This window comes from Jannaschia sp. M317, assembly GCF_025141175.1.
Taxonomy (GTDB): domain Bacteria; phylum Pseudomonadota; class Alphaproteobacteria; order Rhodobacterales; family Rhodobacteraceae; genus Jannaschia.
Window position 1 is genome coordinate 3,399,866 of record NZ_CP081155.1, and the last position, 12,387, is coordinate 3,412,252.

At 65.4% G+C, this 12,387-nt stretch carries 15 protein-coding genes; 11 read left to right on the forward strand and 4 right to left on the reverse strand.

Features of this window, described 5'->3' with window-relative positions:
* The first annotated feature begins 51 nt into the window (after positions 1-51).
* Positions 52-291 carry a hypothetical protein gene (locus K3551_RS17365; RefSeq protein WP_259916190.1) on the forward strand — a complete coding sequence of 80 codons (240 nt, stop codon included), beginning with the start codon at positions 52-54 and terminating at the stop codon, positions 289-291.
* A 337-nt stretch (positions 292-628) separates the two neighbouring features.
* On the opposite strand, the gene K3551_RS17370 is transcribed toward K3551_RS17365, so the two are convergent.
* On the reverse strand, positions 629-1,852 hold the full coding sequence (locus tag K3551_RS17370) for an alanine--glyoxylate aminotransferase family protein (RefSeq protein ID WP_259916192.1): 1,224 nt from the start codon (positions 1,850-1,852) through the stop codon (positions 629-631).
* A gap of 99 nt (positions 1,853-1,951) precedes the next feature.
* Between K3551_RS17370 and K3551_RS17375 the strand changes: the two genes are divergently transcribed.
* The 3 genes from K3551_RS17375 to K3551_RS17385 all read left to right on the forward strand — a co-directional run bounded on the left by K3551_RS17375 (position 1,952) and on the right by K3551_RS17385 (position 5,546).
* Positions 1,952-2,665 (forward strand): folate-binding protein YgfZ, encoded by a 714-nt coding sequence (locus tag K3551_RS17375; RefSeq protein WP_259916194.1) that lies wholly within the window; start codon positions 1,952-1,954, stop codon positions 2,663-2,665.
* A gap of 95 nt (positions 2,666-2,760) precedes the next feature.
* Positions 2,761-3,597, forward strand: a complete 837-nt coding sequence (locus K3551_RS17380; RefSeq protein ID WP_259916196.1) for a PhzF family phenazine biosynthesis protein — start codon at positions 2,761-2,763, stop codon at positions 3,595-3,597.
* Positions 3,598-3,731: 134 nt separating this feature from the next.
* The gene (locus tag K3551_RS17385) at positions 3,732-5,546 is read left to right on the forward strand and encodes a M3 family oligoendopeptidase (RefSeq protein WP_259916197.1); all 1,815 of its coding nucleotides are present in this window, start codon (positions 3,732-3,734) and stop codon (positions 5,544-5,546) included.
* A gap of 94 nt (positions 5,547-5,640) precedes the next feature.
* Here the strand turns inward: K3551_RS17385 and K3551_RS17390 are convergent, their stop codons facing one another.
* The gene (locus K3551_RS17390; protein WP_259916199.1) at positions 5,641-6,630 is read right to left on the reverse strand and encodes a GlxA family transcriptional regulator; all 990 of its coding nucleotides are present in this window, start codon (positions 6,628-6,630) and stop codon (positions 5,641-5,643) included.
* 70 nt (positions 6,631-6,700) lie between these two features.
* On the opposite strand from K3551_RS17390, the gene K3551_RS17395 reads away from it, so the two are divergent.
* From K3551_RS17395 to K3551_RS17425, 7 genes are all read left to right on the forward strand, one after another.
* On the forward strand, positions 6,701-7,087 hold the full coding sequence (locus K3551_RS17395) for a RidA family protein (RefSeq protein ID WP_259916202.1): 387 nt from the start codon (positions 6,701-6,703) through the stop codon (positions 7,085-7,087).
* 363 nt (positions 7,088-7,450) lie between these two features.
* Positions 7,451-8,032 carry an NUDIX domain-containing protein gene (locus K3551_RS17400; RefSeq protein ID WP_259916205.1) on the forward strand — a complete coding sequence of 194 codons (582 nt, stop codon included), beginning with the start codon at positions 7,451-7,453 and terminating at the stop codon, positions 8,030-8,032.
* Positions 8,033-8,281: 249 nt separating this feature from the next.
* The gene (gene pth, locus K3551_RS17405; RefSeq protein ID WP_259916206.1) at positions 8,282-8,968 is read left to right on the forward strand and encodes an aminoacyl-tRNA hydrolase; all 687 of its coding nucleotides are present in this window, start codon (positions 8,282-8,284) and stop codon (positions 8,966-8,968) included.
* On the forward strand, positions 8,965-10,014 hold the full coding sequence (locus tag K3551_RS17410) for a DUF2332 domain-containing protein (RefSeq protein WP_259916208.1): 1,050 nt from the start codon (positions 8,965-8,967) through the stop codon (positions 10,012-10,014). Before pth ends, K3551_RS17410 begins: the two co-directional genes overlap by 4 nt.
* A 25-nt stretch (positions 10,015-10,039) precedes the next feature.
* Positions 10,040-10,417 carry a DUF2237 family protein gene (locus tag K3551_RS17415; RefSeq protein ID WP_259916211.1) on the forward strand — a complete coding sequence of 126 codons (378 nt, stop codon included), beginning with the start codon at positions 10,040-10,042 and terminating at the stop codon, positions 10,415-10,417.
* Positions 10,404-10,976 carry a DUF4893 domain-containing protein gene (locus K3551_RS17420; RefSeq protein WP_259916213.1) on the forward strand — a complete coding sequence of 191 codons (573 nt, stop codon included), beginning with the start codon at positions 10,404-10,406 and terminating at the stop codon, positions 10,974-10,976. The genes K3551_RS17415 and K3551_RS17420 overlap by 14 nt, the downstream gene beginning before the upstream one ends.
* Complete coding sequence (locus K3551_RS17425) at positions 10,976-11,566, forward strand: GNAT family N-acetyltransferase (protein WP_259916214.1); 591 nt, start codon at positions 10,976-10,978, stop codon at positions 11,564-11,566. Before K3551_RS17420 ends, K3551_RS17425 begins: the two co-directional genes overlap by 1 nt.
* Here the strand turns inward: K3551_RS17425 and K3551_RS17430 are convergent.
* Positions 11,563-12,075: a helix-turn-helix transcriptional regulator gene (locus K3551_RS17430; protein ID WP_259916216.1), complete on the reverse strand. Its 513-nt coding sequence runs from the start codon at positions 12,073-12,075 to the stop codon at positions 11,563-11,565. The two genes, K3551_RS17425 and K3551_RS17430, sit on opposite strands and share 4 nt — an antisense overlap.
* A 24-nt stretch (positions 12,076-12,099) precedes the next feature.
* On the reverse strand, positions 12,100-12,360 hold the full coding sequence (locus K3551_RS17435; RefSeq protein WP_259916219.1) for a PepSY domain-containing protein: 261 nt from the start codon (positions 12,358-12,360) through the stop codon (positions 12,100-12,102).
* Positions 12,361-12,387 lie beyond the last annotated feature (27 nt).

Consider the following 12,387-nt stretch of genomic DNA (forward strand, 5'->3'; position numbering starts at 1 on the left):
TCCTCCGGCTGCGCTAAACTCCGTCCTGCGAGCGGACCAACGGAGGCGGGCATGGGCGACCGGCAACACGGCGAAGTCGAGGATTATACCAACGCGTTCCTCTGGATGTTCTACCTGATCCTGGTCTGCGCGCTGGTGATGATCTGGGGCATCTGGGGTTATGCCCTGGCGCTGAGCGTCTGCGCGGCGCTGCATTGGGGCATCAAGCGGCTGCACCGCCACCGCGCCCGGGTCGAGGCCGATTGGGATGCCCGCGTTGCCGCCGCGCTGGACCGCGCCCGCGACCGCTAGCCCCCGAAACGGGGCACCCGAAGGTGCCCCTGAACAACCCGTCTTGTGAGTGATCGGATCGTTGTCCTGTGGGCCTTCGATCCAGAATTGACCAAGACCTCGATGTGTTTCGCGGACATCAGAACGGATCGTGCACCGGGGCGCAGAACCGGACTTGTCCCATAATTAGGGTCTGCCTCGCCTCAAGTTCAACGCACGGCCCCGAGACCATCGCGCTTACCTCTGATCGTCAGCGCACAGTGTCACTGGACGTCCGCACGGACAGGGCTATCCCCGGAACAGGTCCGGCACCGGGCATCGCGCGGGGCCATCCGGACGCCCCCACGGGCCGCGCGGATCAGGCCTGCGCAAGCACCTTGGCCGCCGCGTCCAACCCGCCCGGACCATGGGCAATGCCCAGCGCGCCAAGCCCGGCCTGAATGCCGCCCAGGGTGCCCATCATCGTATGCCCGCTCAGATGCCCCATGTGGCCCACGCGGAAAAAGCCCGCCGTCTCGGGCGATCCATGCGGGGCCATGCCCAGCCCGATGCCCAGCGTCAGACCCATCTGACCGGCGCACCATTCCCGCAGGTCGGTGCCCCGCTGGGGCAGCCGCACGGCAGTGACGGCATGGCTGCGCGCCGCGCGGTCGCGGACATTCAGCTCCAGCGCGCCCGGGGCCTCCCAGGCCTCGAAGGCGGCCCAGACGGCGCGAGCCAGGGTTGCATGGCGCGCCCAGACATTCTCCATCCCCTCTTCCGTGACCAGCATCGTCAGCGCCTCGCGCAGGCCATAAAGGTGGTGCGTAGGCCCGGTGCCGTTGAAATAGCGGAAGTAGATATCCGGGTTGGTGCGCGGTCGCCAATCCCAATAGTTGGTGACGCAATCCGCCCCCTCGCGGGCCCGGTCCGCGCGGTCGTTGTAAAACACGAAACACATGCCCGCAGGCGTCATCAGCCCCTTCTGACAGCCGGCAATGGTGACATCCGCGCCCCAGGCATCCATCTCGTAGCGTTCGGTCGCAAGCGAGGCCATGCAATCCACCTGCATCAACGCGGGATGGCCAGCCGCGTCGATCTCGGCCCGGATGGCGGCGATATCGGACCGCACCGACGACGCCGTGTCGACATGAACCACCAGCACCGACTTGATCTCTTGCGCGTGGTCCTCGCGCAGGCGCGCGCCGATGGCGGCGGCGTCCATGGGGATGCGGTTGCCGAAATCCAGCATTTCGACCCGCAGGCCCAGGCCCCGCGCCACCTCGGCCCAACCGTCAGCAAAGGACCCGGTGCGCGGGATCAGCACCAGGTCACCGCGCGAATGGGTGTTGGCCAGACAGGCTTCCCAGCTGGCGTGTCCGTTGCCGATGTAGATCGTCGCGTTGTAGTCGGTCCGCGCGACCCGCTTCAGATCCGGGATCAGCGAATGCGTCAGCTCGATCAACTCGCCCTGATAGATATTGGGCGACGGGCGGTGCATCGCCCGCAACACCCGGTCCGGCATGATCGAGGGGCCGGGAATGGCCAGGACCTGAGGCCCATGGGACAGCGTCGCGCGGGGGGCGGGGATATCGTCGCGCATGGCGCTCTCCTGCAGGTTTGGACGCCAAGGGCTAACGCCGGGCACGGCGAGGGTCAATCTGGGCTTGGCTTGGCATCACACATCCTTATGTCAGGGGGTATGACACGCAGCATCCTCCGTATTTCCGGGGACGATCGGGGCAAGTTCCTCGACGGTCTCCTGACCCGCAACGTGCCCGACGCGGGGCTGGGCTATGCCGCCCTGCTGTCGCCGCAGGGCAAATACCTGGCCGATTTCCTGACATTCCAGGACGCCGAGGCGATCTATCTGGACGTGGCCGCCGATCTGGCGCCGGGGCTGGCCAAACGCCTGACCATGTATCGCCTGCGCGCCAAGGTAGAGGTGGCCGACAGCGGCCTGACCGTCGCGCGGGGCCTGGGCTTCGTGCCCGACGGTGCCCTGTCCGACCCCCGCCCCGGCATGGGGTGGCGGCTATATGGCGGCACCGGCGACGGCGGTTTGGACTGGGACGCGCAGCGCGTCGAACATCTGGTGCCCGAAACCGGGGCAGAGCTGATCCCGAACGAAAGCTACATCCTGGAAATGGGGTTCGAACGCCTGGGCGGCGTCGATTTCCGCAAGGGATGCTACGTCGGTCAGGAAATCGTGGCGCGGATGAAACACAAGACCGAGCTGCGCAAGGGTCTGGCCCGCATCAAGGGGGCCGTCGCCCCCGGTGAGATCACGGCAGGCGGCAAACCGGTCGGCACGGTCCACACCATCTCGGGCGACCGGGCGCTGGCCTACCTGCGCTTTGACCGGGCCGAGGGGATGGAAACCGCGGCGGGGCCGGTCACACTGGACGCGCGCTAGGCCTCATCACCAACCGCAATGCCCCTATCATCAGGTATCGTTGGCCACGCGCAGCCGGGCACGGCATGACAGCCGCACCCAAGCAGGAGCCCGCCATGACACCGCAAGAGATCGCCGCCTTCACCGATGGCCCCCGGGGCGGGAACCCCGCCGGGGTGCTGATTGCCGACACCCTTCCGACCGAACCGGAGATGCAGCGCATCGCCCGCGACCTGGGCCATTCGGAAACCGCCTTCGCCATGGCCGAGGGCAAGACCTGGCGCGTCCGCTACTTTGCCCCCGAAGGGGAGGTGCCGTTCTGCGGCCATGCCACCATCGGGCTGGGGGCCGCGCTGGGCGCCGCGCATGGCGCGGGCCGCTACGACCTGACGACGCAGGCCGGTCCCGTCTCCGTCGCCGTGCGCCCGGACGGCGACCTGTGGTCGGCGGAACTGACCTCTCCCCCCACCCGCTCCGCGCCGCTGGATCCGGATCTGCTGACCCGTCTGCTCGCCCTCTTCGACCTGCCGCCCGAGGCGCTGGACCCGCGCCTGCCCCCTCGCCATGCCCACGGCGGCGCAGATCACGCGGTGCTCGCCCTGCGCGACCGTGCGCGTCTGGCGGCCATGGACTACGACCTGAATGCCGGACAGCGGCTGATGCAGGATGCGGGCCTCGTCACCGTCAGCCTGCTGCACATCGTGGATGACGCCACCTTCGATGCGCGCAACGCATTTGCCAGCGGTGGCGTGCTGGAGGACCCGGCGACGGGGGCCGCCGCCGCCGCCTTGGGCGGGGCGCTGGTCGACCTGGGCTGGCCGGGCCTGGCGGGCGGCGGGCAGGTCACGATCCGGCAGGGCGACGACATGGGCCACCCATCGCGCCTGACGGTCACGGTCACGGGCACACCGGGCGATCCGGTGCGTGTGGCAGGCACCGCGCGGCGGATGTAGGCCCGCCGCCACACGTCCGACCCGGATCACCCGTCGGTCACCCCTGGATCACCCGTCCGATTTCCGACCCAAACGGTTTGCCCCCGGCGCGTCGCGCCCCTACCTAGGATCGGACATCAGACACGAGGACGGACATGACCCTGCTGCGCGACGCCAACGCCACCCCCTCCGCCGGAGAGCCGCTGGGCGATCTGCCCGAATGGAACCTCGACGATCTCTACACGGGCCAGGACGCGCCCGAACTGACCCGCGACATGGCCTGGCTAGAGACGGAATGCGCCACCTATGCGGCTGATTACGAAGGCAAACTTGCGGACCTCGACGCCGCTGCCATGCTGGAGGCGATCCAGAGAAACGAAAAGATCGACGAAATCGCGGGCCGGATCATGTCCTTCGCCGGTCTGCGGTATTACCAGCAGACGACCAACGGCGACCGCGCCAAGTTCATGTCCGACATGCAGGACAAGATCACCACGTTTACCACGCCGCTGGTGTTTTTCGGATTGGAATTCAATCGCATAGACGACACCATCTACGAAGGTTGGATGCAGGCCAACGCCGATCTCGCGCGCTATCGCCCGGCCCTGGACCGGCTGCGCGCGATGAAGCCCTACCAGCTGTCCGACGAGTTGGAGAAATACCTCCACGACACCTCCGTCGTCGGCGCCTCTGCCTGGAACAAGCTGTTCGACGAAACCATCGCCGGCCTCACCTTCGACGTGAACGGAGAGGAGCTGGGCATCGAGGCGACGCTCAACTTCCTGACCGATCCCGACCGCGACGCGCGCGAAGCAGGGGCCCGCGCCCTGGCCGATGTCTTTGCCCGTAATACCCGGACATTTGCCCGCGTTCACAACACCTTGGCGAAGGACAAGGAGATCGACGACCGCTGGCGCGGCCTGCCCTCGCCGCAGGCCAGCCGCCATCTGGCGAACCACGTCGAACCCGAAGTCGTCGAGGCGCTGCGCAACGCCGTCGTCGCCGCCTACCCCCGCCTGTCGCACCGGTACTATAAGCTCAAGGCCAAGTGGCTGGGCCTCGACACGCTGCAGGTCTGGGACCGCAACGCCCCCCTCCCGATGGAGGAAACCCGCACCGTCGGCTGGGACGAGGCCCGCAAGACGGTGATGGACGCCTACGCCGGGTTCTCGCCGGAAATGGCTGATATCGCGGAACCTTTCTTCGACAAGGGCTGGATCGACGCAGGCGTCAAACCCGGCAAGGCCCCGGGTGCCTTTGCCCACCCGACGGTCACCACCGTCCACCCCTATGTGATGCTGAACTACCTCGGAAAACCCCGCGATGTCATGACCTTGGCGCATGAATTGGGCCACGGCGTGCACCAGGTTCTTGCCGCTGGACAAGGCGAGATGCTCTCCTCTACACCTCTGACCCTGGCCGAAACCGCCTCGGTCTTCGGCGAGATGCTGACCTTCCGCGCCATGCTGGACGGGGCAGAAACCGACGCCCAGCGCAAGGTGATGCTGGCGGGCAAGGTCGAGGACATGATCAACACGGTCGTCCGTCAGATCGCGTTCTACGATTTCGAGTGCAAGCTGCATGCCGCCCGCCGCGAAGGAGAGTTGACCCCCGAAGACATCGACGCCTTGTGGATGTCCGTGCAGGCCGAAAGCCTGGGCCCGGTGTTCGAGTTCATGGAGGGCTACGAGCATTTCTGGGCCTATATCCCCCACTTCGTCCATTCCCCCTTCTACGTCTATGCCTACGCCTTCGGTGACGGCCTGGTGAACGCGCTCTATGCCGCCTACGAGGACGCGCCCGAAGGTTTCCAGGACAAGTATTTCGACATGCTCCGCGCCGGCGGGTCCAAGCACCACAAGGAACTGCTGGCGCCCTTCGGACTGGACGCCTCGGACCCGGCGTTCTGGGACAAGGGCCTGAGCATGATCGAGGGCTTCATCGACGAGTTGGAGGCAATGGACGCATAGGCTTTCTGCCCGCCAGAGACGCATTTCCGTGCCACTGGCGGGCGACACCTTTTCAATGTCCGCCAGGGGTCCATTTTACGGTATTCTGCGGTTATCACGAATGGCGGTTTCCGCCGAAACGGTCTCGGTAATCTGTGGGCAAGATGCCCAGCAGCTTCACGAAACTGCGCCGCATCTTCTGTTCCGTCACGAACCCCGACAGTGATGCGATTTCTTTGACGGACTTCCTGCTGCCTTCCAGATACTGCCGCGCAATGGCAAGCCTTCGTTCCTCGATAAAACGTGAGGGTGGCTGGCCAAACTCCTGCATGAAATCGCGATGGAGCGTGCGTTCCGTCGTGCCTGCGATCTTGGCCATTCCTTGCACGTTCCAGGCAGCGGTCGGATCCTGTTCGATGCGTTGGTAAAGGTCGCCAAGTCGCTTGCTTGACGTTGCCTGCGCCTTTAACGGCGCGGAATACTGTGATTGTCCGCCTTGCCGCTGCATGAAGACCACCATTTCGCGGGCCACACCTAGCGCAACACGCCGCCCGTGATCTGCCTCGACAAGCGACAAGGCAAGGTCAATACCCGCCGTCACGCCGGCCGAACAATGAAACTTTCCATCCCGCGTAAAGATATCATTCAATTGCCAGTCGACCGCCGGAAAACGCTTATGCGCCAGGTGTGTCCGCTCCCAATGTGTTGTGGCCCTTTTATGGTCCAATAGTCCGGCAGAGGCGGTAAGAAGACTGCCCGAACAGATCGACACAAAACGCCCGACACGCGGCTCGATGTCTTTCAGGAAATGCAGCAGGAAAGGATCGTCCAGACGTTGATCGACACCAGGGCCGCCAGGAACGACCAAGACGTCCGGGGCAAGGGCGTGCGCGAATGAAACGTCAGAGCGCAGGGCCAATCCGGTATCCGTCACGACATCGCGGCCCCGCTCAGTCGCGATGACAATATCGTATGCTTTCCACCCCAGAACCTTGTTCGTGGATGCGAAAACCTGGGCGGGCCCCGCCACATCCAAGACTAGAACGCCATCGAAGCCAAGGATGTGTACGGAACGAATGTGTTCTGTCTGATTGTGAGGGTTCATAGTCATTTCAGACACCAATCGCGAGACCTAGAGTGATGTCAACAGACCTCAGCACAGCGAGAGCTTTCAAATGTCACGTACTTTCATCACCGATGTCCCGGGCGTCCCTGCATCGCCGTCTCCAATTTCCAACGCTGTTGTGGTGGGAAATACGTGTCATATCTCGGGCCAGCTTTCCGTTTACGATGACGGGTATCGACCGGGCAGCGCCGCTGAGGAAGCCGGGCGCGCCTTCGATCTGGTGTTCAAGGTGGCTGACGCCGCAGGTTTCAGAGCCGATGACATTGTCTATATCGACATCGCCTTTGCCGATATTGAACGCGATCTGGCAGAGGTGAACGAGGTTTGTCGCACGCGGTTTTCGCAGTTCCCGGCAAGGACCGTTTACCAGGCTGCGAAACTGCCCCTTGGCGCAAAAATCAAGATACAGGCAATTGCGATGAAAGACAGCGCCTGACTGGCGGACTATAATGGCTCAGAATTAGGAGTATTGCCCGTTTTGCGGGTCGGCATCGGGCAATACCTACCACTACGAATTCGGGGCATTCGAGGTACGGCAGTCATTGGTCAAGCCACATCATCAGATCCTATTTTGCGGTGGCTAACTCGGCTTGACAGGTGCAGCGGCGGATAGGGGTCATGCCAAGAAATCAGAGGGAATGCGACGCGATCTCTCGTTGCGACGGCCTGAAACCGGTCTTTGGCGAAATCACCCTTGGTCCACACAGCCGACACTGGCCAGGATGACCTGCCGTTTCTTGTCGCGCACCCGAAACCAAGGCTCTATTCTGCTGCGGACCCAGCGCCTCGGAGACCGCCCATGCCCGACGACACCTTCCGTGAAATCTCGACCGAGGTTCTGTCTGACGATTACGGCGTCCTGACCCGCCACCGCTTCGCCCTGCGGCTCAGCGATGGCACCTGGGACGAGCAGAGCCGGGAGGTCTATGAGCGGGGGTCCGGGGCGACGGCCCTGCTGCATGACCCGAAGGCGGACACCGTCTTGCTGGTCAGGCAGTTCCGCCTGCCGCTGCGGGTCGCAGGCCGGGACCCGATGATGATCGAGACGCCAGCCGGCAATCTGGATGGGGCGGATCCGGGCGCACGGGTCGCGGCAGAGCTGTTGGAAGAAACAGGGTTTCAGGCCCTGACCATCGAACATGTGGCCAGCTTGTCGATGACCCCCGCCTCGGCCACGCAGATCATGGCCTGCTATCTGGGCACCTACGACCGAACCGCCCCCGTGGCCCCCGGCGGCGGAGAGCGGGACGAAGGCGAGGATATCGCCGTGCTGCATGTCCCCCTGCCCGAAGCACTGGCGATGGTGCGTGACGGGCGGATCATCGACGGGAAGGCCTGTTTCCTGATTTCCCAACTGGCGCTGCGCCGCGCGGGTTTGTGACAGCCCTGCCGGAGCGGGATCGCCAGATCGTGGAGTATCATGCCAGGCACCCTGCCCGACACAGTTGCAATGATCCCCAACACACGCGCGCGCAGGGAACACGGCCGATGCCGTTACAGATCCCTGCACGCGACTGACCCGACGCGGATCGAAATCCTTCGAGGAATTTGCACGGCTTTTGCCAAGAAATTGTCCCCTCGCCCCGCCCCCGTGGGCCCGTTAAAGTGCCGCGACTGAACGGAGGCGACGATGCAGCTTTGGGTGGGCCTGGGCAATCCTGGCGCGAAATACGAGGGCAACCGGCACAACATCGGCTTCATGGCTCTGGATCGCATGGCCGAGGATCAGGGCGCGCCCTGGCGGTCCAAGTTTCAGGGACAGATCGCCGAGGCGCGGTTCGGATCCGAAAAGGTCTGGCTGTTGAAACCTGCGACCTTCATGAACCTGTCGGGCCAATCCGTGGGCGAGGCCATGCGCTTTCACAAACTGGATGCCCAGGACGTCACCGTGTTTCATGATGAGTTGGACCTGGCCCCCGGTCGGCTGAAGCTGAAACAGGGCGGTGGCCATGCGGGGCACAACGGGCTGCGGTCCATCCATCAACACATCGGGCCGGACTATGCGCGCGTGCGGCTGGGTATCGGTCATCCGGGGCACAAGGACCGGGTCGCGGGGTATGTCCTGTCGGACTTCGCCAAGGCCGAGGCCACGATGCTCGACGACCTGCTGCGCGGGATCGTGGATGGTGCAGGCAAACTGGCGGCGGGCGACGGGTCGGGCTTCATGAACGCGGTGGCGCAGCGGACGGCACCACCGCGGTCATCCAAGACCCCAAGGCCAGACACCGCGTCCAAACCAGAGACGAAGCCAGAAAGCCCTGCGATGCCCGAGGAAACCCTGTCGCCCTTGCAACGGCTGGCTGCCAAGTTCCGATGACCTTGGCCGAGGCCTTTCGGAGGCAGGCGGCGGCCTGTGAGGCGCTCGGCTCCCCGTTCATGGCGCGCTTGATGGGGTTGTGCGCCGAACGGCTGCGTCCCGATCATGGCCCGATCGCGGCCCGGCTCTTTGCCTGGCGGGGCGATGTTTCGGCCGCCGGGCACAGCCTGCCACTGCGGCTGGCCGGGGGGTTGCACGCGCTGCGCCTGCGCGGCCATGGCGACCTGGCCAAGGTCTATCCCCCTCACGCCGTGCCCAACGATCAGCTTTGGGCCACTGTATCCGCAGTCATCCGCGCCGAAGCGTCCACGCTGGATCGCTGGCTGGACAGTCCGCCACAGACCAACGAACTGCGCCGGGCCGCCGTCGTGCGGGCCGTCGCGCAATGGCTGACGGCGTTGGACGGCCTGCCGATGGAGGTGCTGGAACTGGGCGCATCGGCTGGGCTGAACCTGAATTTCGACCGTTTCGCGCTGAACCTGGGTGGCAAGCGGTTTGGTCCGCATGACCCCGTCATCACCCTTGCCCCCGCTTGGACCGGCGCGCACCCGCCGGATGCAGAGCCGGTGATCACCGACCGGGCGGGCGTCGACCTGGCCCCGGTGGATCCGGCCAGCGAACGGATGCGCCTGATGGCCTATCTCTGGCCCGATCAGATGGATCGGCTGGCGCGAATGGACGCGGTGCTGACCCTGCCCGCGCAGCCCGTCGATCGCGGCGATGCCGCCGACTGGCTGGAAACCCGCCTGATCGCGCCGCAGCCCGCGAACACGCGGCGGTTCATCTATCACACGATCGCCTGGCAGTATTTTCCGCCCGACACGGACCTCCGCGCCCGCGCGGCGCTGGATCGGGCGGGCCAGGCTGCGACGGCGGCGCGCCCGCTTGCCATCTTCGGGATGGAATCCGACGGACAGGCACCGGGGGCCGCGCTGACGCTTCGGCTTTGGCCTGGGGACCACCGCGTCGAGTTGGGCCGCGTAGATTTTCACTGCCGCTGGGTCGATTGGCGCGCGCCCTCTGGCATTTCGCACGGGCCCCGTTAGGCTGACCCCGACAAGAAGGACCGAAATGACCAACGGAATGATTGCATCGCTCAACGTGGACGGCGGACCGTTACAGCCCTGCTCCACCGATCCGCTGACCGGGTTCTTTCGCGACGGCTGCTGCAACACTGGCCCGATGGATGCGGGCCAACACACCGTCTGCGCCGTGATGACGGCAGAGTTCTTGGCCAATTCCAAGTACCTGGGCAATGACCTGAGCACGCCGCGCCCGGAATACGGTTTTGCCGGGTTGAAACCGGGTGACCGCTGGTGCCTGTGTGCCGCGCGGTTCCTGCAGGCCCATGACGAAGGCGTCGCGCCGCAGGTGCACCTTGCCTCGACGCATCAACGTGCGCTCGACATCGTGCCGCGCAAGGTTCTGGATCTTTATGCGACTGACTGACCTTTTGGTGCTGGCCATGCTTGCGGGACCGGCTGTCGCGCAAGACGTGCGCGCGCCGGATGCCGTCCGCCTGGCGGAGTTCGACGCGCATTTGGGGGCCGCATTGTATGACGCGCTGACGCGGGGCGAGCCGGCCAGCCGCGCGGCCCTGTTGACCGCGATGGACGGGCCAGCCGGACCGCTGAACGAGCTGTCGGGCGATTGGTCCTGCCGGACGATCAAACTTGGCGGGTTGCTGCCGGTGATCGCCTATGCGCCGTTTCGCTGCCGGGTGACCGAGAATGGCGACGGCGGCCATACCCTGGTCAAACTGACCGGAAGCCAGCGTTTGAAAGGGCGGATTGATGCGCAGGGCGTGTTTCTGGGTGTGGGCCACGTCGGATCTGCGCCAGCCACCGATTACGCGGGCCTGCCCCCCGAGGATCAGACCCCGGTAGAGCCGAACCAGACCACCTCCGACGTCGGTCGGTTCGAACAGATGTCGCCTGCGCGGGCGCGTCTGATGCTGCCCGATCCTGTCCTGGAATCGCGGTTCGACATCCTTTATCTGACACGCTGATGCTGACCGACGGTTTTCACTCCATTCCCCCCGGCAAGGTCGCGGCGATCGTCACGCACTTGTCGATGTCGCGGCCAAAGGTGCCGCCGACGATGCCCGATCTGCCCCTGCGCCACCTGCCCCGGCCAGAGGTCGGCTGGTATCGCGACCTGTTCACGCGGGTGGGCGCGTTGGATTGGCTGTGGTTCTCGCGCCTGCGGCTGGAGCCGGCGGCCCTGGAGGCCATCCTCCGTGATCCGCTGGTCGAGGTCCATGCGCTGGAACTGGACGGTCGGGCCGAAGGCTTGCTGGAGCTGGATTTCCGCGATCCAGCCGCGCCGGAGCTGGCCTTTTTCGGCTTGACCCCCGAGGTTCAGGGCCGGGGCTATGGTCGGCAGATGATGCAGGCGGCCTTGGCGCTGGCCTTCGCCCGCGACATCCCGCAGCTTACGATCCATACCTGCACGTTCGACAGCCCGGTCGCCCTGCCGTTCTACCTTCGCTCCGGCTTCGTCCCGGTATCCCGAGAGGTGGAGGTGGTGGACGATCCCCGCCTGACAGGCGACATCCCCAGGGATGCCGCCCGCCAGATCCCGGTCATCACGGGCTAGTCGGGCGAACCGGACGGATCGGGCGGCATCAACGCCTCGCCCATCAGATCCTCGACAAAGTGGCTGACCAATTGGGCCCGCCCGCCAACGCCCGCCTTGCGATAGACGGCCGCCGTCTGCGCCTTGATCGTTCCCTCGGACGTGCCGCGCAGGGCGGCCATTTCCGACAGGGTCAGGCCCTTGACCGAAAACAGGGCCACGTCCCGCTCTGCCGGGGTCAGGGCCCATTCCTCGAACCGACGGTCCAGCAGCTTGCCGAATTCGCCCGAGGCGGCCTGCAGCTGATCCTCCAGCCGGGTGCGACGCACTTCGGATCGGCGCAGGGCGACGAACCCCATGGCAGTCCCCAGCACCAGCCCGATGACGGCCCCCACCTCCAGCATCTCACGCCAGTGCCAGGGGATCGGCGTCGTGCGCAGGCCAAGAATGTGGATCACCAGATCCGCAACGACGACCAGGGCGCAAAACCCCTGGACCCCGAGGATCGCAAGGATCGCGGCACGACTCATGAGATGGTCCGAAGGCAGCACGGATCAGTCATCCCCCTCCCCCTCTTCGTCTTCCTCCTCCCAATAGTCGCGCAGGATTTCGCCGGTCGAGGGGTTCAGCACCAATTCCCGCTCCTGAGCGCCGCGCTTCGCCTCCAGGCGGATGCGGCCCAACCAGGTGCGCTCCCGTTCGGTGATGGTGTAGCCCTGCGCTTCCAACTGGCGGATGACGGCATCGAGGCCCGCGGCCTGCGCCGGCAGGGCGAGCGCGAGGACCAGAGCGGTCGTCATGAATGTCCGTGTCACGGCGGTCCTTTCGGCTATGTCAGGGGG

Bases quoted from the DNA above. Each gene is read 5' to 3' on its own strand.
- K3551_RS17370 (WP_259916192.1), bottom strand. From the start codon at position 1,852: ATGCGCGACGATATCCCCGCCCCCCGCGCGACGCTGTCCCATGGGCCT.
- K3551_RS17390 (WP_259916199.1), bottom strand. From the start codon at position 6,630: ATGAACCCTCACAATCAGACAGAACACATTCGTTCCGTACACATCCTT.
- K3551_RS17375 (WP_259916194.1), top strand. From the start codon at position 1,952: ATGACACGCAGCATCCTCCGTATTTCCGGGGACGATCGGGGCAAGTTC.
- K3551_RS17425 (WP_259916214.1), top strand. From the start codon at position 10,976: ATGCTGACCGACGGTTTTCACTCCATTCCCCCCGGCAAGGTCGCGGCG.
- pth (WP_259916206.1), top strand. From the start codon at position 8,282: ATGCAGCTTTGGGTGGGCCTGGGCAATCCTGGCGCGAAATACGAGGGC.
- K3551_RS17365 (WP_259916190.1), top strand. From the start codon at position 52: ATGGGCGACCGGCAACACGGCGAAGTCGAGGATTATACCAACGCGTTC.
- K3551_RS17395 (WP_259916202.1), top strand. From the start codon at position 6,701: ATGTCACGTACTTTCATCACCGATGTCCCGGGCGTCCCTGCATCGCCG.
- K3551_RS17430 (WP_259916216.1), bottom strand. From the start codon at position 12,075: ATGAGTCGTGCCGCGATCCTTGCGATCCTCGGGGTCCAGGGGTTTTGC.
- K3551_RS17400 (WP_259916205.1), top strand. From the start codon at position 7,451: ATGCCCGACGACACCTTCCGTGAAATCTCGACCGAGGTTCTGTCTGAC.
- K3551_RS17420 (WP_259916213.1), top strand. From the start codon at position 10,404: ATGCGACTGACTGACCTTTTGGTGCTGGCCATGCTTGCGGGACCGGCT.
- K3551_RS17415 (WP_259916211.1), top strand. From the start codon at position 10,040: ATGACCAACGGAATGATTGCATCGCTCAACGTGGACGGCGGACCGTTA.
- K3551_RS17410 (WP_259916208.1), top strand. From the start codon at position 8,965: ATGACCTTGGCCGAGGCCTTTCGGAGGCAGGCGGCGGCCTGTGAGGCG.
- K3551_RS17385 (WP_259916197.1), top strand. From the start codon at position 3,732: ATGACCCTGCTGCGCGACGCCAACGCCACCCCCTCCGCCGGAGAGCCG.
- K3551_RS17380 (WP_259916196.1), top strand. From the start codon at position 2,761: ATGACACCGCAAGAGATCGCCGCCTTCACCGATGGCCCCCGGGGCGGG.